23 protein-coding genes and 1 pseudogene are annotated in these 25584 nt (G+C 41.5%); 9 read left to right on the plus strand and 15 right to left on the minus strand.

Annotation, left to right across the window (positions count from 1 at the left end; all coding sequences use genetic code 11):
- The first annotated feature begins 28 nt into the window (after window positions 1-28).
- From E5S68_RS03175 to pepT, 3 genes are read left to right on the plus strand one after another with little or no spacing between them, the layout of a single operon-like run.
- Window positions 29-781, plus strand: coding sequence for a LexA family transcriptional regulator (locus tag E5S68_RS03175; RefSeq protein ID WP_167470824.1), 753 nt, complete (start codon window positions 29-31; stop codon window positions 779-781).
- The gene (locus tag E5S68_RS03180) at window positions 778-1596 is read left to right on the plus strand and encodes a Cof-type HAD-IIB family hydrolase (protein ID WP_135782322.1); all 819 of its coding nucleotides are present in this window, start codon (window positions 778-780) and stop codon (window positions 1594-1596) included. The genes E5S68_RS03175 and E5S68_RS03180 overlap by 4 nt, the downstream gene beginning before the upstream one ends.
- Window positions 1597-1609: 13 nt before the next feature.
- Entirely contained in the window at window positions 1610-2830 is a 1221-nt protein-coding gene (gene pepT / locus E5S68_RS03185) for a peptidase T (RefSeq protein WP_135782323.1), read from the plus strand.
- Window positions 2831-2894: 64 nt separating this feature from the next.
- On the opposite strand, the gene E5S68_RS03190 is transcribed toward pepT, so the two are convergent.
- From E5S68_RS03190 to E5S68_RS03260, 13 genes are all read right to left on the minus strand, one after another.
- Window positions 2895-4619: an ATP-binding protein gene (locus tag E5S68_RS03190; RefSeq protein WP_234697727.1), complete on the minus strand. Its 1725-nt coding sequence runs from the start codon at window positions 4617-4619 to the stop codon at window positions 2895-2897.
- Window positions 4616-5713 (minus strand): carbamoyl phosphate synthase small subunit, encoded by a 1098-nt coding sequence (locus E5S68_RS03195; RefSeq protein ID WP_135782325.1) that lies wholly within the window; start codon window positions 5711-5713, stop codon window positions 4616-4618. The genes E5S68_RS03190 and E5S68_RS03195 overlap by 4 nt, the downstream gene beginning before the upstream one ends.
- 89 nt (window positions 5714-5802) lie before the next feature.
- Window positions 5803-6720, minus strand: coding sequence for an aspartate carbamoyltransferase catalytic subunit (locus E5S68_RS03200; protein WP_048690641.1), 918 nt, complete (start codon window positions 6718-6720; stop codon window positions 5803-5805).
- Window positions 6721-6813: 93 nt separating this feature from the next.
- A complete protein-coding gene (gene pyrR, locus E5S68_RS03205; RefSeq protein WP_006596278.1) occupies window positions 6814-7335 on the minus strand; it encodes a bifunctional pyr operon transcriptional regulator/uracil phosphoribosyltransferase PyrR in 522 nt (173 codons plus the stop codon).
- Between the two features lie 244 nt (window positions 7336-7579).
- On the minus strand, window positions 7580-8218 hold the full coding sequence (locus E5S68_RS03210; RefSeq protein ID WP_135782326.1) for a Pr6Pr family membrane protein: 639 nt from the start codon (window positions 8216-8218) through the stop codon (window positions 7580-7582).
- A 43-nt stretch (window positions 8219-8261) separates the two neighbouring features.
- The gene (locus E5S68_RS03215; RefSeq protein WP_006597346.1) at window positions 8262-8597 is read right to left on the minus strand and encodes a zinc ribbon domain-containing protein YjdM; all 336 of its coding nucleotides are present in this window, start codon (window positions 8595-8597) and stop codon (window positions 8262-8264) included.
- Between the two features lie 127 nt (window positions 8598-8724).
- Window positions 8725-9477, minus strand: coding sequence for an HAD family hydrolase (locus E5S68_RS03220; RefSeq protein ID WP_135782327.1), 753 nt, complete (start codon window positions 9475-9477; stop codon window positions 8725-8727).
- A complete protein-coding gene (locus E5S68_RS03225; protein WP_135782328.1) occupies window positions 9452-9856 on the minus strand; it encodes a PaaI family thioesterase in 405 nt (134 codons plus the stop codon). The genes E5S68_RS03220 and E5S68_RS03225 overlap by 26 nt, the downstream gene beginning before the upstream one ends.
- Window positions 9857-9961: 105 nt before the next feature.
- On the minus strand, window positions 9962-10429 hold the full coding sequence (locus E5S68_RS03230) for an 8-oxo-dGTP diphosphatase (RefSeq protein ID WP_200773501.1): 468 nt from the start codon (window positions 10427-10429) through the stop codon (window positions 9962-9964).
- A gap of 632 nt (window positions 10430-11061) precedes the next feature.
- Entirely contained in the window at window positions 11062-11688 is a 627-nt protein-coding gene (locus tag E5S68_RS03240; RefSeq protein WP_135782329.1) for an NAD(P)H-dependent oxidoreductase, read from the minus strand.
- 94 nt (window positions 11689-11782) lie between these two features.
- Entirely contained in the window at window positions 11783-12280 is a 498-nt protein-coding gene (locus E5S68_RS03245; protein WP_135782330.1) for a GNAT family N-acetyltransferase, read from the minus strand.
- 14 nt (window positions 12281-12294) lie between these two features.
- The gene (uvrB, locus tag E5S68_RS03250; protein ID WP_135782331.1) at window positions 12295-14283 is read right to left on the minus strand and encodes an excinuclease ABC subunit UvrB; all 1989 of its coding nucleotides are present in this window, start codon (window positions 14281-14283) and stop codon (window positions 12295-12297) included.
- Between the two features lie 294 nt (window positions 14284-14577).
- Window positions 14578-15525: a CPBP family intramembrane glutamic endopeptidase gene (locus tag E5S68_RS03260; RefSeq protein WP_200773500.1), complete on the minus strand. Its 948-nt coding sequence runs from the start codon at window positions 15523-15525 to the stop codon at window positions 14578-14580.
- Between the two features lie 258 nt (window positions 15526-15783).
- Between E5S68_RS03260 and E5S68_RS03265 the strand changes: the two genes are divergently transcribed.
- The 6 genes and pseudogenes from E5S68_RS03265 (at window position 15784) to E5S68_RS03290 (ending at window position 21818) form a co-directional block, all read left to right on the plus strand.
- Entirely contained in the window at window positions 15784-17988 is a 2205-nt protein-coding gene (locus E5S68_RS03265; RefSeq protein WP_135782333.1) for an ABC transporter substrate-binding protein/permease, read from the plus strand.
- A complete protein-coding gene (locus E5S68_RS03270) occupies window positions 17988-18728 on the plus strand; it encodes an amino acid ABC transporter ATP-binding protein (RefSeq protein WP_023026884.1) in 741 nt (246 codons plus the stop codon). Before E5S68_RS03265 ends, E5S68_RS03270 begins: the two co-directional genes overlap by 1 nt.
- A 178-nt stretch (window positions 18729-18906) precedes the next feature.
- Window positions 18907-20061, plus strand: coding sequence for an MFS transporter (locus E5S68_RS03275; RefSeq protein ID WP_167470825.1), 1155 nt, complete (start codon window positions 18907-18909; stop codon window positions 20059-20061).
- Between the two features lie 61 nt (window positions 20062-20122).
- Window positions 20123-20280 (plus strand): annotated as a pseudogene (locus E5S68_RS10660) (IS30 family transposase); the annotation flags it as partial.
- A 116-nt stretch (window positions 20281-20396) separates the two neighbouring features.
- Window positions 20397-21104: a hypothetical protein gene (locus E5S68_RS03285; protein ID WP_234697726.1), complete on the plus strand. Its 708-nt coding sequence runs from the start codon at window positions 20397-20399 to the stop codon at window positions 21102-21104.
- 15 nt (window positions 21105-21119) lie between these two features.
- On the plus strand, window positions 21120-21818 hold the full coding sequence (locus E5S68_RS03290) for a hypothetical protein (RefSeq protein WP_135782335.1): 699 nt from the start codon (window positions 21120-21122) through the stop codon (window positions 21816-21818).
- 195 nt (window positions 21819-22013) lie between these two features.
- Here the strand turns inward: E5S68_RS03290 and E5S68_RS03295 are convergent, their stop codons facing one another.
- Together E5S68_RS03295 and E5S68_RS03300 are read right to left on the minus strand one after the other, a co-directional pair.
- Window positions 22014-23750: an ABC transporter ATP-binding protein gene (locus tag E5S68_RS03295; protein WP_135782336.1), complete on the minus strand. Its 1737-nt coding sequence runs from the start codon at window positions 23748-23750 to the stop codon at window positions 22014-22016.
- On the minus strand, window positions 23747-25483 hold the full coding sequence (locus E5S68_RS03300) for an ABC transporter ATP-binding protein (protein WP_135782337.1): 1737 nt from the start codon (window positions 25481-25483) through the stop codon (window positions 23747-23749). Before E5S68_RS03300 ends, E5S68_RS03295 begins: the two co-directional genes overlap by 4 nt.
- Between the last annotated feature and the right edge of the window lie 101 nt (window positions 25484-25584).

The following is a 25584-nucleotide window of genomic DNA, read 5'->3' on the forward strand; positions in this document are numbered from 1 at the left end:
AAGGTGACAAAAAAAGGAGGTGAGTCTCTTGGCAAGAGGACGAGGAAAAGCAAGCCCACAAGACAAAGAAGCCTTGCGCATTATTTCTGAAAAAATTAGAGAACTACTAAAAGTTCAAAACAAAAAACAAGTCGATTTATCTCGTACAACTGGTATTCCTGCTAGTACCTTAACTGGCTATGTGAAAGGGACTTCCCTTCCTGTTAGTGAGAACCTTGAAAAGATTGCTAGTTTCTTTGAAATTCCCTTATCAGACCTAGACCCTCGTTATGGTAAGTCGGATGCCTTAGAGGATTCCAAGATAGAATTTATCTACAAACAACTAGACGAAGATTTTCAAGATACACTTTTAGAAGAAGCCAATCGCTTGTTAGTATTGCAGTCAGAGCGAAAACGAATTGAGAAGAAATACACTCCTTATACTGTGTTTGATAGCTATGCTGCTAGTCAAAGCGCTAGCAAGGGAGATTTAGTTTGGTTTGATCAAAAATTGTCTTACGATTTAGCTCTATGGATTCATACGGATTCCCTTGAACCAAAATATCCAAAGGGTTCCGTAGCATTGATTAAGCAAACTTTCTATGATACTGCTGGTGCTATTTACGCCATTGAGTATGATGGCCAAACTCTCATTAAGCGAGTCTTTCGAGAAGCTCAAGGGATTCGTCTGGTTTCTCTTAACAAAAAGTATAGCGACAAGGTTATTCCTCTAGACGAAGAACCACGTGTTATTGGAAAGGTGATTGCATCCTTTCTACCGGCTAGAGAGGAGGATCTATGATTCAGTTAATAGCCATTGATTTGGATGGTACACTTCTTTCTCCTGATAAAACTATCAGCCCTGCTAATAAACAAGCTCTATTAGATGCAGAGGCAGCTGGCGTACATGTTGTCATTTGTACCGGACGCCCTCTATCTGGGGTCCGTCCGATTTTTGAGGAGATCGGTTTTAAAAGTGACCACTCCTACTCAGTGATCAATAACGGTTGTACAACTGTAAAATCTTTGGATTGGTCTGTTATCAGTTATGATGCCTTATCTGAAGAAGATTTGGTTTATCTCGATCAACTGACGCAGGAGATTCATCCTCAATTAAGTTTATTTGATTTAAATCGCTATATTATTTTGAATCAGGAACCTTCCGAAATAGCCAAAATGGATGCCGGTATTGTTTCTACAGTACCCGTACCACTTGGCTTAGAAGAAGTCCTTGAGGCCCAACCAATTTTCCAAGGGATGTTTATTGATCAGAAAGAGCAAATTGATGCCTTCCAAGATACCTATGAAGAAGCATTAACCCAACGCTTCCATACCATTCGCTCTCAGCCTATTCTCTTTGAAATTCTTCCAAAAGATGTCAACAAAGCTACTGGTTTAAAAGCTCTTGCGGACCACCTGGGTATTCCTAGAGAGCAAGTCATGGCTATTGGCGATGAGAACAATGATATTGAAATGATTGAGTACGCAGGTCTTGGAGTCGCGATGGGCAACGCAGCTAACCATATTAAGGAATTGGCAGATGTCACGACTACTACTAATGCTGAAGATGGTGTCGCTACTGCAATTAGACGCTACGTCTTGACTAATCAAAACTAGAAAAGGAAAACTAATGAAATACCCTACATTATTGGAAAGATTTTTAACCTATGTCAGAGTCAACACTCGTTCTGACGAGACTTCAACAACAACTCCTAGTACTCCATCCCAAGTCGAATTTGCAAAGAATGTACTGATTCCTGAAATGGAAAGAGTTGGACTGCATAATATTTATTATCTTCCAAATGGTTTTGCTATTGGAACTTTACCAGCTAATGACCCAAGTCTCACACGAAAGATTGGCTTTATCTCACATATGGATACGGCTGACTTCAATGCTGAGAATATCAGTCCTCAAGTCATTGAAAACTATGATGGTGGTACCATTGCTCTTGGTGATTCTGGTTATTCACTAGACCCTGCTGACTTTGCTAACCTCCACAACTACAAGGGACAGACCTTGATCACTACTGACGGTACGACCCTTCTTGGTGCAGATGACAAATCAGGGATTGCTGAGATTATGACAGCCATTGAATACTTGACAGCACACCCTGAAATCAAACACTGTGAAATCCGAGTAGGTTTTGGTCCAGATGAAGAAATTGGTGTCGGAGCAGATAAGTTTGATGCAGAAGACTTCGATGTGGACTTCGCTTATACAGTGGACGGTGGTCCTCTTGGTGAATTGCAATACGAAACCTTCTCCGCTGCAGGTGCTGAAATCATCTTCAAAGGACGTAATGTTCACCCAGGAACTGCTAAGAATCAAATGGTCAATGCTCTTCAGTTAGCAATTGACTTCCACAATCAACTCCCTGAAGAAGACCGCCCAGAAAAAACAGATGGCTACCAAGGCTTCTTCCATTTGATGAATATCGATGGGACTGTTGAGGAAGCGCATGCTAGTTACATCATTCGTGACTTTGAGTCAGAAAACTTTGAAGCTCGTAAAACCATGATGGAAGACATCGCAAGCAAGATGAACCAAGAACTTGGTGCCGAACGTGTCCTTTTAAATCTCAAAGACCAGTACTACAACATGAAACAGGTCATCGAGAAAGATATGACACCTGTCAATTTGGCTAAGGAAGTTATGGAAGATCTAGGCATTACTCCTATTATTGAACCAATCCGCGGTGGTACAGACGGTTCTAAGATTTCCTTTATGGGAATCCCTACTCCAAACCTCTTCGCTGGTGGCGAAAATATGCACGGTCGCTTTGAGTATGTGAGCCTTCAAACCATGGAACGTGCAGTTGATACCATCATCGGTATTGTTAGCCACGTATAAATTAACTATGTTTTATCATCACAAAATGCTTCGGTACAATTGTACTGAAGCATTTTTGTTTGTTTTATTTGATAACCTCAACTTGGGCAAACTGAGCATCGATTTGAGTTTGATAGCTTTCATAGATAGAGATGGGGATTCGTAAGCAGGTCTTTGTCTCATGGGCAACGAAGGGACGGCTACTGATAAGAGCTACTTTTCTTCCAGATTCTTTTACTAGTCTTAGACGCTTGAGGATTTTGAGAATTACTCTTGAATCTGCTGGGTCTCCTTGGTCAACCAAGAGGATCCATTCCTTCCAATCTGGCGCTTCATCTTCCCCACTTACAGAGGTAAAATAAGAGACAGTTTCACCAGTTTTTTCAAAGCCGGCTGACAAGTCCAAGGGATGAAATTTTAAGGATTGAGTCTCGACGGGCCTTGTTTCCTGTTCAAATAAATAGATATTATAGAGGAATTGCAAATAGAAAGGATCCATCCGACTCAAGTCACAAACTTCCTCCATTTCAAATCCTCTATGTAGAGCTTCTAAAATAGATGAAAATCTGTAGGGCATCCGTTTAGCAATCCGTTGAATCAATTCATCGTCAGAAACATCTTTTAGAATATTCTTAGGCCATTGGTCCGAACCAAAATTTTCAACAGCTTGTTGATAGGCTTCTTCTAGACTAGTCCCAAACCCATAGAGAGCACCGATTGAGTTAATCTGAGTATTGAGGACCCTTGAAACTTTCTCTATTGGAAAGACAGGGAGTTTAAAGAAAATTCGGTCAAGACTCGGTTCAAACAGGGCGGTAAGACCTTTCATCGTCGGGTGAGGAAGATCCAAAAGGTGGTCGCCTAATTTTAAGCATAAGGCTTGGTGATAAAGGGAATAACCTAAGGCCATGGACATGGACGAAAAAGAATCAGAGGCAAATGGATTGACCTCAAGGATATAAAATTGGTAACTCTTTGGGTCCAAGGCAAACTTGATGGAGGTCGCTCCAACCAATCGTAAATGGCGCACAATTGATAAAGCTGCCTCCCGCAAGGTTTGATGCTCTGTATCTGTCAGTGTCAGACTAGGGATGACTTGATAGGAATCACTGGAATGGATCCCCACCGGGTCTACACTCTCAATATTTCCCGCAAGATAATAATTATCCTGTCGATCTCGGACTACGACGTATTCCAACTCCTTGAAACCAACTGTCGAGAACTCCAACAAACACTGACCTTGTGGCGATACTTCTAGCCCATTTTCGACAGCCTCACATAAATCATCCAAGTTATTAGCTATTCGACGCCCTTGCCCATGCTTACTGGCAAGTGGCCAAACAACAATAGGAAATTGAATCTGCTCCGAAAACTCAATGGCCTCTCTGACTGTCGAAACCAAGGAAGAGGAAGGAACTTGATAACCCAAGTCCTGTAAAAATGTCTTTTGGTCTGCCTGATGGTAAAAGGCTCTGTACTGCCTAAGCGAAGTTCCTAGAATACGGATCTTATGCACCTTAAGAAACCCAATTTCCTCCAATCGGAATAATAAGCCAAGGAGTTGCTTGTCCGCAAAAGACAGTAGTAAGTTTCTTGTATTTGTCGCTAGAAGGGCTTCTTTTAGACTATCCAACTTTAAACGAATAACTGAAACAGCATCTCCAGCTTCTTTGGTAATCTCGTTCTCATCTCCACAATAGAGGATTTCTGTTTGGTAGCCACGTTCTTTTAATAAGGGACAAGAAGTGAGTGCTCCAAGCAAACTGACATCATTGAAGGATTCTGCACACAAAAGTGTTACTTGATTCATGACCATAACTCCTCCCTTCTTTCGTCTAATTTACTTTCAATCAGATCCATAAATTCATCATAGAAATAGAGACTTTCTCTTGGTCCTGGACTGGACTCAATATGATAGAGGACACCAATCAAGGGAAGATAGCGGTGACGAAAAGCCTCGATAGAGTGATCATGAAGCTCCTCATGGGTAATCAGAAAATCACGTGGAAGGGTATCGCGTTCAATGTTGTACTGGTGATTCTGGCTAGTAATTTCGACCTTCCCAGTAGCAACCTCTTTTACTGGAATGTTGAGTCCTCGATGAGGCCTTTTTAGGTTGTTGAGGCTGCCTCCGTGGGCAAGGGCCAGTAATTCTGCCCCCAAGCCGATCCCCATAATAGGTATATGAGGATCAATTTTAGCAATGACCTGGTAAATACTATCAATATGATGGGGATTCCCTGGACCACTGGATAGGATGATCCCATCTGGCTGGAGATCCTTTAATTCTTTCAATTTAATCGAATAAGGAACGACCGTTACATTACACCCTCTCGCGATTAATTGACGCAAAACCGAATGACGCAAGCCCAGATCGATCAAGACAATACTCTTACCAAATCCTGGTGCTGCATAAGGGGTTTTGGTAGACACTTGACGAACCTGGTCAAAAGGCAAGACGGTTGCCCGAAGTTGATCTAGGATATGCTCAATCGCATCCCCTTCATTAACCACTGTTGCCTTGATACTTCCATGTTCTGAAACAATTTTAGCCAGTTTTCTGGTATCAACCCCTTGAATCCCTGGAATATTGTGTTTCTTCAGATAGGCATCCAAGGACAGCTGTATGCGCCAATTACTGGGATGGCTAGCTAATTGGTTCACTACCACAGCTAGACACCCTGGAAAAATCGATTCGTAATCATCTCGATTGATTCCTGTTGTTCCAATAACTGGAAAAGTAAAGGCTAATATTTGACCCTTATAGGATTGATCGGTAATCAATTCTTGATAACCCGTCATGGCAGAATTTAAGACCAATTCCCCACTGACATAGGTATCAGCTCCAAAACCAGTTCCTTCAAAAACCGTCCCATCTTCTAATACTAAGAGACGTTTTACCATAAACTCTCCTTACAGACTCCAAAAAGAAAAGTGAGAAAAGACCACCTTTTGTAGACTCTCTCACTTCTCCTTTCTATTTTCTAACTCTATTATTTCCGTCCAGCTAAAACCGCTTCGATGATAGCCATGCGGACAAAGACACCGTTGGTCATTTGCTCCACAATGCGTGATTTAGGAGCTTCTACCAAGTGGTCAGCAATCTCCACATCACGGTTTACTGGAGCTGGGTGCATTAAGATAGCTGTATCTTTCATACGATCATAGCGTTCTTGTGTCAAGCCATGCAAACGATGGTAGTTTTCTTTTGAGAAGAGTGATTCGTAGTCATGACGTTCGTGTTGCACACGGAGGAACATCATAACATCGACCTCTTCAATGACTTCATCAATCGTCACAAAGGTTCCATATTCTTCGAACTCCGCACTTCTCCACTCGTCTGGACCAGCAAAGTAGAGGGTTGCGCCCAAGCGTTTCAAGATTTGCATATTGGATTTTGCAACCCGTGAGTGATCCAAGTCACCAGCGATACAAACTTTGAGTCCGTCAAAGTGACCAAACTCTTGATAGATGGTCATCAAGTCTAGTAAACTTTGGCTTGGGTGTTGACCAGACCCATCTCCCCCGTTAACAATAGAGGCTGTGATGGTTGGACTTTCAATCAATTGCTTGTAGTAGTCTACTTCTGGGTGACGGATGACGCAGATATCTACTCCGAGAGCTGACATGGTCAAAATCGTATCATAGAGAGTTTCACCCTTGTTTACAGAGCTCGTTTTCACATCAAAGTCAAGGAGATCACAACCCAATTTCAACTCAGCCACTTCAAATGCTTTGTGCGTACGTGTTGACGACTCAAAGAAGAGGTTGGCCACGATATGTTGCTCGTCATAATGAGCTTTTGCTCCATTTTTAAATTCAATCCCACGCTTAATCAAAGCCATAACTTCTTCGTTTGATAAAGCTTCCATTGAGACAAGGTTTTTAAGTGCGATTTGATTTGTAGACATGTTGTAACTCCATTCCAAAGATATGCATATGTGAAAACGATACAGGAAGCTCCCTCAGTCGCTCCTGTATATAGCGACGATTTGAAAACTACCTTATTCACTCACCTCGATCAAGATGCGATCTTGACCATCTAGCTCAGTCATTTCGACAATGATTTCCTCTGATCGACTTGTTGGAATGTTCTTTCCAACATAATCTGGTCGGATCGGCAATTCTCTATGACCACGATCCACTAGGACAGCCAGGCTAACACGCGATGGGCGTCCGCGACTGACAAGATTATCGATGGCTGCTCGAATAGTCCGACCTGTATAAAGGACATCATCAATCAGGATGACATCTTTGCCAGTAATATCTACTGGTAAAACGGTTGAATCTTCTGTTACTTTAATATCATCACGGAAAGGCTTGGTATCCAATTCACAGACTGGAACTTCTATTTGTTCTAGTTGTGCTAACCGTTCTTTGATGCGATTGGCAATGAATACGCCACGAGTTTTGATCCCTACCAAAACAATTTGGCTCAGATCCTTATTCCGTTCGATGATTTCATAGGTGATGCGAGTAATAGCCCGCTTCATGGTCAGATCATCAACGACTTCTTTGATCTTCATTTTTTCCTCCTAATTGATAGAAAAAAGCCTCCCTTTATCAAGGAGGCTTCAGAAAAATACTAAGAGATAAGACCTAGAACGCATCTAGTTCACCCCTTATTTTGATCAGACTCCTTGCCTGCCTCACGGGACAGGATTAAAGGACTATTTAATTATCCATACTATATCACAGTTTATAGTGGGATGCAAGAAAAAACTTATTTTTTTCTACTAATGTTCGGATTTTTATCAACAAATCTTCTCTTTAATAATGATCTGTTCCTTTTTTACCAATCCTCTTCAGGGCAAACAGGCCACATCCAGCTAGTAAATAAGCGACAAAAATGATCGTCGCCATCTTAGCGACATAGAGCCAGCCAAAACGATTGACATTGATAAAGAAATAAGGGAAAGGACTGTCTTTAGCGCCAGGTACTGGCCATTTAAGGACCAAACCGTTGAGAAGAGCAAAGACCATATAGAGCAAAGGAAGCAAGGTCCAAGCTAACGGATCCGACTTACGGTACTGTTTGGGTTTATCAATGACCAGGGTATCAAAGAAGAACATCAAAGGAACAATGTAATGACAGAGGAAGTTTTCCAAACGGTAAAACTTCTCAGGTGTCGCGATTGGTGCTAGCATAAAGTGGTAGATGACACAGGTGATCATGATAGACATGGTGATACCACCCTTCAAGCGAAGATAACCCTGGGTCTGGGTCGAACGACCACGAAGCATGCGCCAAACCATATCTCCCATGAAGAACATGACCAACATATTAGACAAAATGGTGTAATAAAGCATCATCCCAAAGCCACCATGCTTAGTGAGTTGCAGATAAACACCGATGACACTTAAGATAAACAATAGAAAACGATAACTAAACAATAGTTTGAATTTCATAGTATTCTCCTGAAAGAAAAGGGCTAAGCCCTTCTTCTTATTCTTAAATCTTCTTCACAAATTCTGATTTGAGTTTCATTGCGCCAAATCCATCAATCTTACAATCAATGTTGTGGTCGCCTTCAACAATGCGAATGTTTTTCACGCGCGTTCCTTGTTTCAAATCTTTTGGTGCGCCCTTGACTTTCAAGTCTTTGATTAAGGTGACGGTATCCCCATCAGCCAATTTGTTTCCATTGGCATCAATCGCAACGACACCATCTTCTTCAACGACTTCAGCTGGGTTCCATTCATAAGCACACTCTGGACAGACCAAGAGGGCACCATCTTCATAGACATATTCAGAATGACATTTTGGACAGTTTGGTAAGTTATTCATTTTAATCTCCTTAGCAAAATTAACTCCCATAGTATACCATGAAAGGGAAAATTTGACAAATACCGTTCTATTGAAGCACATCCTAAAAAAAGGGGGCGACTTGTCCTCCTAGAATCGATGATAACCTTTAATCTTCTTGTAATTCTTGAATGCCTCGAATCACGCGTACTCCTGCTTGATTCTTCTCGCGCAGTTCAGCTTCAGAGTATGGGAAGGTATTGATCAAGATACTTTGCATACCAATACTTTTCGCTACAGCTATATCTGTAGTAAAGTCATTCCCTACCATAACCGTTTTATCAGGATTCAACTGGTGTTCTTTGATCACTTTCACGAGAAATTCGGACTGAGGTTTGCGAATCCCAGCATCTGACGACAAATAAATATCATGGAAAATCTCTCTCAAGCCGACCAAATCAATCTCTGGGTTGGTAAAGTCCGCTTGTGCATTAGATAAGAGATAGAGCCGACAACCTGACTCTTTCATATCTTCTAAGACTTCTTTCGTGTGTGGGTAAAGCTCCAAGCGTTTGCGAGAGAGAACACGGAAGGTCCGAGCAATCAAACGCCCCCACTCTTTGAGATGATGGACACTGGCTCCTGTTGGATGACTTTCTAGATAAAGTTGAACAAAGATCACGGTCAAGTCAATCTCCGGATAAGTGACTTGTTTTTCCTTAGCGATACTTTCCTCAGCTTGCTTCACCAACTCCTTATATCGTGCTTGCAAGCTTTCCCCTGTATAATGAGCACCATAGGATTGGTAGATTTGGGCCATGGTCTCCCACAAGACTGGACTCGACTCATCGGTTTCGATATCGACCAAGGTTCCATAAAAATCAAAAATATAGTTTTTAAATGCGTACTTTTGCTGATTCATCTCTTTCTCCCGTTACAAACATGGTAAAGGTAGCCTTACAGACATTGGCACCATCTTGATTCGTAATATCGACATCGACAACCCGAGTTGTCCGCCCACTGTGGACACATTCCCCGTGAATCGTGAGAACATCTCCTAGGCGCCCTGCTTTCAAATAATTGATGGAAGACTGCAAGGTCACACCATCTACTCCCTGTGAAATCACGACCAAGCCACTGATCTGGTCACACAAAGTAAAGAGATAGCCACCGTGGGCATTTCCATAATAATTGAGAGAGGATTCAACGACCTTCGTTGTCACAATGACATGGCCGTCTCTCATCTTTTTAATGTCATAATTTTCAAATGCAGCAATGGCATCAAAGTGAAAATCCTTCATGTTAAAACCTCTTCCCTCTATATAAGGTATTCCTAAACTCTTCCATCATACTATTTTTTTCCACTTCTTACAAGAATAAGAAAAGAGCTAGTGTTACCTAACTCCTTAATAGCGATATTTTTCCCAACCATCGTCTGTCCGTTTGCGATAATAGTACTCGGATAAATCTGGGTCTTCCATCACTTCCAGCAGAGGAAGCATATCGTAGGACAAGTCCAACTTTTCTAATTGGTCCTTCTCAACCCAAGAAACTTCTCCTTCATCAGACGATCTGAGCTGGCCAGTAAATTCTGTCGCTTTGTAGCAAAAGACGATATAGCGGGTGCCATCCTCCAACTGCCAGTTTTTCACAGCTACTAACTGGGGATTAAAAATGGTGAGGCCGGTTTCCTCCTCAATCTCACGGATGACGGACTCGACCAAACTTTCTCCTTCTTCAATGTGGCCACCCGGAAAAGCATAGCCAGACCAGTGAGTCTTTTCAGGTGAGCGGTATTGGAGAACCACTTTATTCGATGCACAGTCTTCGATCAGACATAGATTTGTTAGTATAGTAGGCGTTGTACGTGACATAAATTTCCTTTCTATGATTTATTCCTTTTTGTTTCAATATATTTCATAAGCAAAATCGTTAAAGCAGACACGGTAAAAAAGACCAGATAGGTTGCTATAGGAAACCAAATGTAACTGTGATCTAGAGATAAGAGGGAAGGCAGGAGCCCCTTACTATTTTTCCCACTAATTCCAATAAAGAGATGGACTATTAAACCGATACTATTAAGATAGACGAACAATCCAGCAAATCTTGTTAGAGTCATCCTTGTCCTAGAAAAGTCTAGGAACCAATAGTCAAATAATCGATACACCAGACAAAAAAGATTTATATATAATGGAAAACTATAATTGATATCTCTATAGGGCGACGGAATAGGAAGACTCTTAAAAATAATATTGATACCTATTCCTATTCCTAAGATGAGATCAAGGATCAGGAAAAAGCCTATAATTTTATGAGAATCTAGCCAGAGCTGAAAACTTTCTCTCCTTGATAGATTCTTTTTTGTATTTGATTTTCTTTGATTATTTTTCATTTGAGTGGATTTTCTCCATTAGCTTCTTACCCTTTTTTCAAATCGGTCTAGTTATCTGTCTTTCTCTTTACCTTGTACTATTTTTTAATTATTTGTGTCTCTTAGAATCTTGTTTCAAGATAGTTTCTTCACTTCTTCTGCTACCTTTTTGAGATGCTGTTCTCTCATGTTAGCGGTATTCACATCCCGGCCGACTTCACCTAAAATACAGACACGCTTGGTTTTGATCCCACAATGGTTCAAGACGGCATTTTTCAAAACAGAGATACCATAACTATCAGGAATGTTGAGAGGGCCTGAAAAGATCTTGTACCACCAAGTAGGCGCCATGGAGGTCGCATAAATACTAGCTGTTTTGCCTTTAAGCAACTTCTTAAATTGCTTGCCTCTAAGGTAATTCCAGATGAAGCTTCCCTGATCATTGGCCGAGTAGGCAATCCCCGGTGTAAAGACCCGGTCGATCCAGCCCTTCATAAGGCTCGGCATACTACTCCACCAGATGGGATAAACAAAGATCAGATGATCCGCCCACTGGATTAATTCTTGGGAACGAAGAATAAAAGGATCTTCCTCCATCCGCTTTCGATAGCCGTAGCGAAGGACCGGGTCAAAATCCTCTTCATTGAGATTGATCACTTCTAGCACGTGGCGATTTGAGTTAATATTTTCGACAATGGTTTGAAAAATAGTCTGGCAGTAACTTTCCTTATCGGGATGCCCATTGATGACTAAAATTTTCATTCGTATTCTCCTTCAAGTCTTTTTTTCGTTCAATCTCTTTCATTCTTTATACTTGATTAATTGATAATGGTTCCAAGATTGATAGATACGTCCTTTAGGAATTTTTATTTGAAGAACATATCATCCGCAATTCCTTAACAGGTTTTCCAAGTTTAAGTATTTGTTCTTGGCCATCAAAAGTAAAACCCATTTTTTGATAGAAAGCAATGGCTCGCTTATTATCTTTCAATACCCATAAATAAATTTCAGAGAATTGATCAAGAGCAACAAATGCAGCATGCATTAACTGTTTACTCACACCTTTTCCATAGTAATCTTTTAAAACATATAAGGCAATGATTTCACCAGCTTGAATAGTCTCACCACGAAATTTTCCATAACTGATAAAACCAACGACCTTCTTTCCATCCATCGCAATCAAAGTATTTTCTGGATACTTTTGACTAAAGAAACGACATCTATCTAATGTCATCGTCTCCTGATAATCTGCAGGCAAAAGGTCGTCATAAGCCTCTCTCCACGTATGCCAGTGAACAATAGATTTACCTTCTATCTCTTCAGGTGTTTCCATTGTTTTAATGATAATCTTCATTCGTTTTATCCTATCTAATCCAAGGCCTTGACTTCCAACATCATATCGCGGATTTGGGCTGCCAACTCGAAGTCAAGCACTTCGACGGCTTCTTGCATTTGACCTTGCAGTTTCTTGACCAATTCCTTGCGCTCTTGGCGGTTGAGACTGGTAATGTCCACTTCCTTGTCTTCTTCCTTGGCCACAGCCTTAGTAACAGAGATGAGATCACGGATTTCCTTCTTAATGGTTTGTGGGACGATGCCATGCTCTTCATTATAGGCCATCTGAATCTGACGACGACGGGCTGTTTCATCGATGGCTTTTTGCATAGACTGGGTCACGGTGTCCGCATACATGATCACGTGACCCTCACTATTACGGGCAGCCCGTCCAATAGTCTGGATAAGCCCCCGTTCGTTACGAAGGAATCCTTCCTTATCCGCATCGAGAATGGCAACTAGACTAACTTCCGGTACATCAATCCCTTCGCGAAGAAGGTTGATACCGACCAAGACATCAAAGACACCCAAACGCAAATCACGGATAATCTCCGTCCGCTCCAAGGTCTTAATGTCCGAGTGCATGTATTTGACCTTGACACCCATTTCCTTGAAGTAGTCGGTCAAATCTTCTGCCATCTTCTTGGTCAGGGTGGTGACAAAGGTCCGCTCTCCACGTTCGACTCGCGCATTGATCTCACCCAATAGATCGTCCATTTGACCCATAGTCGGACGCACTTCCACCTCTGGATCCAGAAGACCAGTCGGACGAATAATTTGCTCGATGATGGTATCGGTTTGTTCCATCTCATAGTCGCCTGGTGTCGCAGACACATAAACAATCTGGTGGACATGGCTTTCAAACTCCTCTCGACGCAGTGGCCGGTTGTCCAAGGCCGACGGCAAACGGAAGCCATAGTTGACCAACATCTCCTTGCGCGAGCGGTCTCCATTGTACATACCCTTGATTTGCCCCATAGTCATGTGACTTTCGTCAATCATAATGAGAAAATCTTCTGGGAAGAAGTCAAGAAGGGTGTAAGGTGGTTCTCCTTCACTCCGTCCGTCCATGTGACGGGAGTAGTTTTCTACGCCATTAGTGTAGCCCATCTCTCGCAACATTTCAATGTCATACTCAGTCCGTTGTTTCAATCGTTGGGCTTCCAAGAGCTTGCCTTCTTTTTCAAAGACCTTCAACTGCTCTTCCAGTTCCGCCTGAATCTTGGCAATGGCCACTTCCATATGATCGTCATTGGTCACAAAGTGTGTAGCCGGAAAAATAGCCAAGTGGTCCACTTCACCAAGCACCTGACCGGTCAAAGCTTCAACTTCACGGATACGATCAATCTCATCGCCAAAAAACTCGACTCGAAAGGCATGCTCATCACGCGAAGCTGGGAAAATCTCGACCACATCCCCACGGACACGGAATTTCCCCCGTTGAAAGTCGATATCATTGCGTTCAAATTGGATATCCACCAAGTCGTTCAGCAGTTTATCGCGGGAAATCTCGAGACCTGGGCGCAGGCTCACCACGCTATCCGAGTATTCTTTGGGAGAACCCAACCCATAGATACATGAAACAGACGCAACTACAATGACGTCATTTCGTTCTAAAAGAGCGGAGGTTGCTGAGTGACGCAGCTTGTCAATCTCATCATTGACAGAGCTATCTTTTTCGATATAGGTATCACTCGATGGCACATAGGCTTCAGGCTGGTAGTAATCGTAGTAAGAGACGAAATACTCGACAGCATTCTCTGGAAAGAATTCCTTGAACTCCCCATAGAGCTGACCTGCTAGCGTTTTATTGTGGGCGATGACTAGGGTCGGTTTATTGACCTGGGCAATGACCTGGCTCATGGTATAGGTCTTCCCCGTACCAGTCGCCCCCATCAAGATTTGGGCCTTCTCGCCACCTTCGATGTTATCTACCAACTGCTCGATGGCCTGCGGTTGGTCCCCAGACGGTTGGTATTTTGATACTAGTTTAAATTTGTTGTCTGTAATTCTATTAATCATACTTTCTTCCTTCGGCTGTACTGCCTTTATTTTACCATAATGAAGGATATTTCTCTGACTTTTGATGAGAGGATTCTAGTACAGAAAAGAGAGTGGGACAGAAATCGGTAATTCGTTAGAATTCGATTTCGTCGTCCCACCTCCGCACAGTTGAGTAGGACTGTAAAAGCTGATGAAATCAGCGTAGTAGAGCCCACTCAACCACTGCGTCTTGCTCGACAATCCAAAGACAATTGAGAGGCTAGGACTTTTGTCCCAGCCTCTCGTATTCATCATTATTTCCTTTCAGCCATTTCACACTTGTTCATTAACAACTCTTTCTTTCCTCTCCCCTAAGCGATAAACGACCACTATAGATAAAAGTAGAACCAGGGTAGTGATAATCGATCCTTCTGCACCAAATGCTCCTCCGGTAAGCCAGTCAGGGCCAGCACCCATGCTAAAGCTAAAGATAGAGGCATCTGCGCCCGTCCCACTAACTTGAAAACCAAGGAGATTTCCTTGTACATAGTTCCAGGTCCCGTGCTGAGCGACCACTAGCCAGATACTATCGGTGTAGATAAGGAGAAGACCAGCTAGCACTCCATCAAGGACAATATTTAGTACGGATAAGAAGGTCACTCCTGAATTCCCCAGATGGAGAAAGCCAAAGAGACTACTAGAAATCGCGATCGCTAAAGGCAAATTAGTTCTTGCAGCAATCCGAGTTAGGAGCCAACCCCGCGTCGCCACTTCTTCCGTTCCTCCTTGAAGGAGCCAAAATGGGAATAAGCCTAGAATAAAGAGGATGGGTTCTAAACTTAATTCATTCAGCTCAAAAGACCCAATTCCACCCAACTGGTAGACAAGGGCAATCACACCCATTTGAAGCAGTGAAAGCAAGATCCCCCAACCTAGATACTTGAGCCAATTCTTTTTTACAAAACCTAAAGTCGATAGAGGATTCTTCTCAATGAACTTCACCCAAAAAATAAAGAGTAAGAGAATGAATACAAAACTGAAAAGTTCATAATAAAGAAAATAATGGTAGAAAAATTCTTGGACACTCGCTCCTCCATTGCCTGGTGAAAAGAGCTCTGTTAAAAACTCTATGACTAGAGAAAATGGTCCAAGCAATTCATTCCCAAGCCAAAGCCCACCTTCAACAAATAGGAAGGTTAAAAAGACATAGAACAGTGTAGAAATGAGCACTGGCCAAGTGGTGTTAGTTTTTATATCCTGAATGATTTTCCCTTTCTTCATGATCAACCTCCATTTATCTAATAGGTCCATTGTAACAAAGAAAACCTGAGACTGCAAGACAATGTTATGTTAGATAACCTAACATGGATTGGTTGGGTTTCTTGATTTTAGATTTTATTTATGATATGATAATACTTGTAAAAAATAAATGATGAAATTCATACTTGTTTTCAGTATGGATTCTTTTTTTTTACCCTTTTGGGTATTCCTTCCATAGCTCATTATGAGCCTATTGGATTAGATATAAAGGAGAACGAAATGAAGAAAAAACTATTAGCTTGTTTGCTTTTCTTATTTCCACTATTCGCCTTTGCGAGTCCAGCACAGGCTGAAACTGTTAAAGTCGTTTTCGATACGGCATATGCGCCCTTCGAATTCAAAGACTCAGACCAAGTTTATAAAGGAATTGACGTTGAAATCTTGGATAAGGTCGCTGAAATCAACGGTTGGACCATAGAAAAGTCTTTCCCTGGCTTTGATGCGGCCGTCAACATGGTCCAATCCGGACAAGCCGATGCCATTATGGCAGGGATGACCAAGACCAAGGAACGTGAACAAGTCTTTGATATGTCCGATACCTACTATGACACAAAGGTCGTGATCGCAACCAAGAAAGCTAACAAGATCACTTCCTATGATCAACTTAAAGGCAAAACAGTCGGAGTCAAAAATGGAACAGCAGCCCAACGTTTCCTTCAAAAGAACAAGGACAAGTACGGTTATACGATCAAGACCTTCGACACCAGTGATTTGATGAATAACAGTTTATCAACCGGTGCAGTGGATGCCATTATGGATGACCAACCTGTCATCGAATACGCCATTAAGCAAGGACAAGATCTTTCTATTAATATGGAAGGAGAAGCTGTCGGAAGCTTTGCCTTTGGGGTTAAAAAAGGTGGTTCCCACGAAAAACTCATCAAACAGTTCAATGCTGCTCTTGCCCAAATGAAGAAAGATGGTACGCTAGATCAAATTATTGAAAAATGGACTGGTAGCAGCCAATCATCATCTACAGCAACAACTACCGCTAGCACTACTGTTGTTCCAGAAACGAGCACTGAAGCAGGACAAAAGGCGACTCCTAAGAAGAAAACGTATAAAATTTCTAGTGATTCCTCTTTTGCTCCCTTCGTCTTCCAAAATGATCAAAGTAAATACACTGGGATTGATATGGAATTGATTAAGGCCATTGCCAAAGACCAAGGATTTACCCTAGAAATTAGCAATCCAGGTTTTGATGCTGCTGTCAGTGATGTCCAGAATGGTAATGCCGATGGAATGATTGCAGGGATGACTGTTACTGATGCGCGTAAGGCGACTTTTGACTTCTCAGATCCATACTACACAACGAATTCAATCCTAGCAGTTCAAGAAAGTAGTAACATTTCTTCCTATGAAGATCTAAAAGGAAAAACAGTTGGTGTCAAAAATGGTACTGCTTCTCAAACTTTCCTCGAGGAAAACAAGAGCAAGTATGGCTACAAAATCAAAACCTTCTCAGATGGGGCTTCTATGTATGACAGTTTGAACTCAGGTTCTGTAGCTGCCATCATGGATGACGAACCTGTGATCAAATACGCCATTAAACAAGGGCGTAAATTCAAAACACCAATTGAAGGAACACCAAGTGGGCAAGTTGCCTTCGCTGTCCATAAAGATTCGAATCCTGAATTGATTGAAATGTTCAACAACGGTTTGGCCAATTTAAAAGAAAGTGGCGAATACCAAAAGATCTTGGATAAGTACCTTTCAAGTGATAGTGATGAAACCACAGACTCTACTTCAGTAGATGAAACGACTATCTGGGGCTTGCTCCAAAACAACTACAAACAATTGTTAAGTGGACTTGGTGTCACTATTGCACTAGCACTTCTTTCATTTGCGATTGCTATGGTGATCGGGATCATCTTCGGGATGTTCAGTGTCAGTCCTTATAAATGGCTTCGTTGGACTGCTGAGATTTTCGTCGATGTCATCCGTGGTATCCCACTGATGATTCTTGCTGCCTTTATCTTCTGGGGAATTCCTAATTTGATCGAGTCCATGACGGGTCAGCAATCCCCAATCAATGACTTCCTTGCAGGTACGATTGCTCTCTCCCTCAATGCTGCTGCTTATATTGCTGAGATTGTTCGTGGTGGGATTCAAGCCGTACCAGCTGGACAGATGGAAGCTAGTCGAAGTCTCGGGATCTCATACAGCAAGACCATGCGCAAGATTATCTTGCCTCAAGCAACCAAACTCATGCTTCCAAACTTCGTCAACCAATTTGTCATTGCACTGAAAGATACGACGATCGTGTCAGCTATCGGTTTGGTCGAGCTCTTCCAGACTGGTAAGATTATCATCGCTCGAAATTATCAAAGTTTCAAGATGTATGCAATCCTTGCTGTCTTCTACCTCGTCATCATTACCTTATTGACACGCTTTGCAAAACAATTAGAAAAGAGGGCTAACTAATGGCTAAATTAAAAATTGATGTCCATGACCTCCATAAATATTACGGTGAAAATGAGGTCCTAAAAGGCATCTCAACAAAATTCTACGAAGGAGATGTGGTTTGTATTATCGGTCCATCTGGTTCTGGTAAATCCACCTTCCTACGCAGTCTCAATCTTCTCGAAGAAGTAACCAAGGGACAGATTACCGTGAACGGCTATGATCTTACTGATCCAAAAACCAACATTGATATCGTTCGTGAAAATGTTGGGATGGTCTTCCAGCACTTCAACCTCTTCCCTCATATGAGTGTCATCGAAAACATCATGTTTGCTCCTTTGGAGCACAAACGCATGAGTCGAGAAGAAGCTAGAGAACTAGCAATGGAACTCTTGGAAAAGGTTGGACTTGCAGACAAGGCTGACGTCAGTCCTGATAGTTTATCAGGTGGTCAGAAACAGCGGGTGGCCATTGCGCGTGGTTTGGCAATGAAACCAGATGTCATGCTCTTTGACGAACCGACTTCGGCCCTTGACCCTGAGATGGTCGGAGATGTACTCAACGTTATGAAAGACTTGGCTAAGCAAGGGATGACCATGATCATCGTCACCCACGAGATGGGATTCGCTCGCCAAGTGGCCAATCGTGTTATCTTTACAGCAGATGGGGAATTCCTCGAAGACGGCAAACCAGACCAAATCTTCGACAACCCACAGCACCCACGATTGAAAGAATTCTTGGATAAAGTGTTAAACGTTTAATAGAAATAAAAACTGGAGTTAAACCTCCAGTTTTTTTGTTGCACTATATTTTACAATTTATCAAGTAAAATTCTATAAAATGTGGAACTATTTTTCATCCAAATAACTTGCTAAATGACGCAAAAAACTATACCATAGTAGAGTATCTTTTGATCAAATATTTCATTTAAGGATTATTATGAAAAAATTATTAGAAAAGGTTAGTATCCTTTCTTTATCTCTTGTCCTAACGACGTCGTTTTCGATTTCTAGTGCCCTTCCCTCAATGTTTGAATACTATAAGGAACTTCCAAAAAGTCAAATCGAACTCTTAGTATCTCTTCCATCAGCAGGGATTATGGCCACTCTTTTCCTCAATCCCTTTATTGAACGTTTCTTGGATGAGAGGAAGATGATTATTAGCGGACTCTCGATTCTCTCCGTTTCTGGGATGGTTCCTTTCTTTAACCAAGCCTATCCCATCCTTTTCATCTCTCGTTTAATCTTTGGGATGGGAGTTGGATTGATCAATGCCAAAGCTATCTCCATTATCAGCGAACGCTACCATGGTCGTGAACGAGTGCAAACTCTTGGCTTTAGGGGATCTGCTGAGGTTGTTGGGACAGCCCTGATCACCTTATTGGTGGGTTTTCTCCTCCAATTTGGATGGACTACTAGTTTTCTAGCTTACGCTGCTGGTTTTCTTGTCCTTTTCCTCTTCATGATTTTTGTTCCTTATCATCATCTTGAAGAAGAACACCATGTTCAAACCAGTCAAAAAGAACCTCTAAAAAAAGAAGAGTGGCGTTTAACCATTATTTTAGCAATCCTAGCTGCAATGATTGTTCTTTGTAATGTTGCAGTTACACTTCGTATTCCAAGTATTGTTGCCTACACCTTTAAGGACCAGCACAACTCATCCAGCTTAATTCTTAGTGCCATGCAATTAATTGGGATTCTAGCAGGTATTACCTTCTCTGGATTTGTCCACCTATTCAAAACAAAGTTAATAACTTACGCTGGAATTGCCTATGGTCTTTCATTACTAGCAGTTGCCCTCTCTCCGAATATTTCAGTTCTGGCCTTTTCTGCTCTTATCTCTGGCTATACCTATAGCACTGCTCTTACCATGGTTTTCCAAATCTTATCAGCTAATATTCCACCTCAACGTTTAAATCAAGTAACCTCAGTAGCTGTTTTGGGTTGTAGTACTGGGGCAGCCATTACTCCATTTGCACTCACCTTCATTGGTCTCATTTCACAAAACAATGCCTTTATCTTTACCATCTTAGGATTGGCTATGGCATTCCTATCCTTCTCTCTCCTCTATCTATTAAAGGATTATCATGAATAAACAAGCAAGACTGGATAGGCCTCCAGTCTTTTCGATTTCCCAATTTCTAAAATGAAGCTAGATAGAAAAAGCCATCATCACACTGAAAACCAATAGACGGAAAGCAAATGATATTGATCCTTCCATCAATCAATGGTTGTTTAGGTCCCCAGCCATCTCTTTAAGTCGATAACTTTTGATTGTGAGATAGAGTTTTCTAACTGGAAATCTTTGAATGATCAAACACTATTTCGACTTTTTTTAAAGTTACGTGAAAAATCTAACCTAATTTGACAAACATCGAATGAAAATAATAAAATATAGATATAGAACAACATTCCCCTTAAGGAGGTTTAATGATGATTAGACAATCTAAGAAACTCTTTCTTGGTCTGCTCTCTCTTCTTGCTCTTTTTATAATTGCTGGATGTGTACGGAACCAAGCTTTAGATAAAAATGCCAATAACGTGCAACAGACGCAAAAAGAAAATAATCCATCAACGCTTACTGGTGAATGGGAATCAGTTGATGAACTCGAATCGCTTCAAAAAGCATTTTTCTTTAAAGGAGTTCAGCCGTTGACTTTTGGACGATTCATCGAAGCGTTTAAAGACTTCAAGATGAAACTGAAAGTCGATGGAGACTATGCAACCATTAGCTATAAGGAAGATGTAGAGCCTTTCGCAAAAGCTTTCTACTCTATCGCAAAAGACAAAGATAAATACACTGAAGATGAATTCGTTAAAATGTTATTCGGTGCTCAAACTGAGTTTGCTTCAACCTTCAAAAAATATACCGTAAGTATGGATGAAAAAACGGGTATTTACAGTTATGCTGCAAAAGGAACCATTGATGAACAAGAAAAGAAAGTCACCTTCCCTGAGGGATTTACGATTTTTAACTCATTCCAATATTCTGTAGATGAGCGTCAAACTCCTGTAACCTTTAACTACGAAATTAAAGATGGCATTCTTTATTTATATGATGATGCTAGAAACGAAGATGGCCTTCCAGTTCGTTTTGAATTGCGCTTCAAGCCAGTTCAAAACCAAGAAAAGAAATAGATAGGAGAAGCTACTATGTTTAAAAAATATTTAAAACCATTATTGATTGTATGCTGCTCTCTCTTCTTTATCGCTGGATGTGGAAACAGCAACACACCATCAACTCAATCCACTACTGAAAAAAACGTCACTTTAGATGGGAAATGGGAAGCAATTGACTTCAGAAGTACGATCGAACGAAGCATGGGTTACCAACAATTCGACGAAGAACAACCTATGCGTTTCAGTTATTCTGATGGATGGAAAGATCTAGCACCAACATTAAATATTTCTGGTGATGCTGTTGAATTCGAATATACTGCTTCAATGAAAAAACCTTTAAGTACGTTTTATGATTACTTTAAGAAAACAGATCCAGATACAGATATAACAAAAGAAAAATATCTTGAAGCCCGTTTTTACAAACTAACAAAACAATTTCAATCTACTACGAATAATACTTTAGAATATGATACTGCTAATTTAACCGTTCATGGTCTTCTGAAAAACGGAAAAATCGATACAGATAATCAAACGATCACATTCCCCGAAACTCCAAACATTATAGAGTTGGTAAAAATTTCTATTGGTAATGTAACTAGTGAGAAAACATATCACTATACTCTTGAAGGTGATCTTCTAACATTAACATTAGAAGATCGCGATGAAAATAATGATTTAACAGCGTATTTCAAGGTCAAGTTTAAAAAAATTGCAGACGCTGATTCTAAATAAAAAAGTTTTACAGATAAAACTACACCCTAAAAGATTGATCATGGAATCTACCTTTTAGGGTGTTTCTTTATAGTAAACGGCTTCGGATAAATCGAAAAGGACTTCATTCTGTAGAATACAAAACGAAGACCTCTGATTAAATTATTTTTCTAACTATATAATATAATGAAATTTCAAATAGAAATTGCTTTTTTATTAACTAATCTGTTGCTGAGTTGATTGCATATTATAGTAGACACCTTTAAGTGTCATCAACTCCGTATGATTCCCATGTTCAACAATATCTCCATCCACCATGACCAGGATGAGATCCGCATTTTCAATCGTAGAAAGGCGATGGGCGATCACAAAGCTGGTCCGACCCACCATCAGCTTATTAAAGGCATCCTGGATGAGCAACTCCGTCCGCGTATCAATGGAAGATGTTGCCTCATCTAGTATCAGAATCTTAGGCACTTCAAGAAAGACCCGAGCAATGGTCAAAAGCTGTCTTTGTCCTTGAGAGAGGGAGTCTCCCGCATCGGCTAGATAGGTATCATAGCCATCTGGAAGCTGTTGAATAAAGAAATCAGCATTGGCGGCCTTAGCTGCTTGGACCACTTCTTCCTTACTAGCATCTGGTCGACCAAATGCGATATTCTCATGAACGGTCCCCACCTTGAGCCAAGTCTCTTGAAGGACCATCCCAAACTGATTACGGTAACTAGCTAAAGTATAGCTAGTTACAGCTTCTTGATCCAAGAGCAAGCGCCCCTGATCGACCTCATAAAACCGCATGAGAAGGTTAATCAGTGTGGATTTTCCAGCACCTGTTGGTCCAACAATGGCTACCTTACTAGCGGGTGGGATAGAAATGGAGAGATCCTTTATGAGGGGCTGATCAGGTCGATACCCAAAACTGACACGATCAAATTGGACAGCTCCTTCTACAGCCTCTTCTTGCAAATCTTTCTTGCCACTTTCTTTCACTTCCTCTTGATCCAAGACACTATAGAGCCGTTCGGCACAGGCCAAGGCACTTTGCAACTCAGCAAGGACAGAGGAGATGTCATTGAAGGGTTTGGTATACTGATTGACATAGTTGAGGAAGGTCACCAACTGGCCAACAGTAAAGCCCGTTCCAGATAGGATGCGGAAAGCACCAAATCCCGTCACCAACGCATAAATCAGGGCATTGACAAAACGCGTCGCTGGATTAACAGTAGAGGAATAAAAAATCGCCTCTTGAGAATAACCAGCATAGTTGCCATTGATCTCAATAAACTTGTCTTTAAACTGACCCTGTGCATTAAAAGCTTGGAGTAAGCTTTCTTGACTGAGAGATTCTTCAATCATCTGCGTCTGAGCCCCACGAGCTTGGGTCTGCATCCGAAAAAGATGGTAGGAACGCTTGGCAATAAAACGAGCGATAAAGAGTGATAAAGGAGTCAGGATCAAAACCATCCCCATCATCATCCAATCCAATCGGGCCATACTAGCGATGGTCACTAAGATTGTAAGAAGACCAACAAAGAACTGACTGAAGACCATGAATAAACCATTGTTTAATTGTTCAACATCAGTTGTCAAGCGACTGACCAAATCCCCAGTACCTTGACGATCCAGGTAAGATAAAGGAAGGACATGGACTTTCTGGATGACCTTCTCCCTTAAGTCTTTACTATAGCGATAGATCATCTGATTGTAAACCAAGGGATTCAACCATTGAATCAGACTTGCAAAAAGAATTACTAGACCCATTTGTAAGATAAGTGGGAGCAAGAGATGTGCTGCATCAGGGAGCACCACTAAGTCTACTGCCTGCCCGATTAGGATGGGGATATAGACGGTTAACAAGACTTGTAAGATGGTTCCCAGACTGGCTAAGATGAGCCAGATGGGCTGTTTGCCTATATCAGCAAGCAAGCGCCGTAAATATGTCTTCTGTTTCATTCTGTCCCCTCCTCTCTTTTCTGTTGGGAGAAATGAATCTCTTGGTATAAAGGATTGGTTGCCACCAAGTCTTCATGCCTTCCTAAGCCGACCTGTTTGCCTTTATCTAAGACGAGAATTTGCTCAGCGCTTCGCAGACTATTGGTCCGTTGCGAGATGAGGATGAGACTTGTCTCCGTCAATTCCTCTTTTAGAGCCTTTAAAAGCCGTGCTTCTGTCAAATAGTCCAAGGCTGAAGTGGAATCATCCAACACCAAAAATGGAGCTTTGCGAAGGACAGCTCGAGCAATGGTGAGACGTTGCCGTTGCCCCCCAGAAAAATTTCGTCCAAAAGCTTCTACCAGAGCGTCTAGCCCCCCTTCTTTCTCACGGACGAAATCAGCTGCTTGCGCAACTTCCAAGGCCCACCACAACTGCTCTTCATTCGGTTCCTCGTTTAATCCCAGCGTTAGGTTCGAACGAATACTTCCTTTAAAGAGCTCTGCTTTTTGTGGAACCACTGCTACCCAGTCACGCCACTGACTAAGAGTCTTGGGACTCTGTCCATCTTTAAAAATGGTTAGATTTCCTTGACTTGGGCCATAAAGATATCCTAACAATTGAACCAGGGTAGATTTCCCTGATCCTGTCCCTCCAATGATTCCTAAGGTTTGTCCCTTGTTCAAAGATAAGTGAATGCCTTCTAAAGACGGTTTTGCCGCTAAGGGATAGGTAAAAACAAGATCTTTGATCTGGAGAGCCAGTTGAGGATTTGAAGCAGATAGCTCATCTAACTCTTGATCCAAATCTTCACTCTTCTCATCAAATACTTGGACAATCCGACCAGCAGCAATATAGCTTTGGTTGAGCGAGGTCACCAACATGGCTAACTTTAGTAATTCCGTTAAAATTTGAAGCAGATAATTGACCAAGGCTACCAACATTCCTTGACTGAGCCTCCCCATTTGAATGGAGGCTTGTCCCTGCCAAAGAATACAAATCAAAGTTCCATTCACGACTAAGAAGGTTAGAGGACTAATCAAACTAGACCATTTGGATACTAGTAATTGCCATTTGGTATAGTCTTGGTTGATCTCATTAAACTCTGCTTCTTCATGAGCTGCTTGCCCAAAAGCGCGGATAACCCTCATTCCTTGTAACTGCTGACGCGTGATGGTAACCATTCGGTCCGTTATCTTCCTGATGCGTGCATAAAGAGGATTGACCAGACGAGACATGACGACAATGATTAAGGTCAAGAAAGAAACCATACCAATAAACCACATTGTCAGTTGCGGACTAATGGTAAAGGCCATAAAGATAGATCCAAACACGACAATGGGCGCTCTGAGGAATAGACGTAAAAATAGATTAATCCCCGTTTGAATCTGATAGGTATCACTGGTTAAGCGCGTCACTAGACTTGAGCTGGTTAGGCGATCCCTCTGCTCCTTAGACAAACTAAGAATTTTCGCATACAAATCATTGGTCAACTCCTTCGTATACCCAACAGCTGCCTTTGATGAATAATATTGGGCCGTAATCGCTACAAGAACGCCAAAAGTAGCAAAAACAAATAAGAGACCAACCACCCCAAGCATTCCACCTTGATCCTGACGGGGAATCAGCTGATCGACAAGCTGGGCAATTAAAAGTGGAACCAGTAATTCAAAGCTTGCTTCTAACAACTTGAAAAACGGTCCCAGTATGGTTTCTTTTTTATAATTCCTGAAGTATTTCAATAAGTCTTTCATACTACTAGTTTCTCTTTCTAATGGATGTACTTATTTTACCACAATTTAGAAAGAGAGAAAAACTCTCCCTGCAAAGCAGAGAGAGTTGAAAAACGACCCAA

It is taken from the genome of Streptococcus rubneri, assembly GCF_004785935.1.
In the GTDB taxonomy this organism is placed as follows: domain Bacteria; phylum Bacillota; class Bacilli; order Lactobacillales; family Streptococcaceae; genus Streptococcus; species Streptococcus rubneri.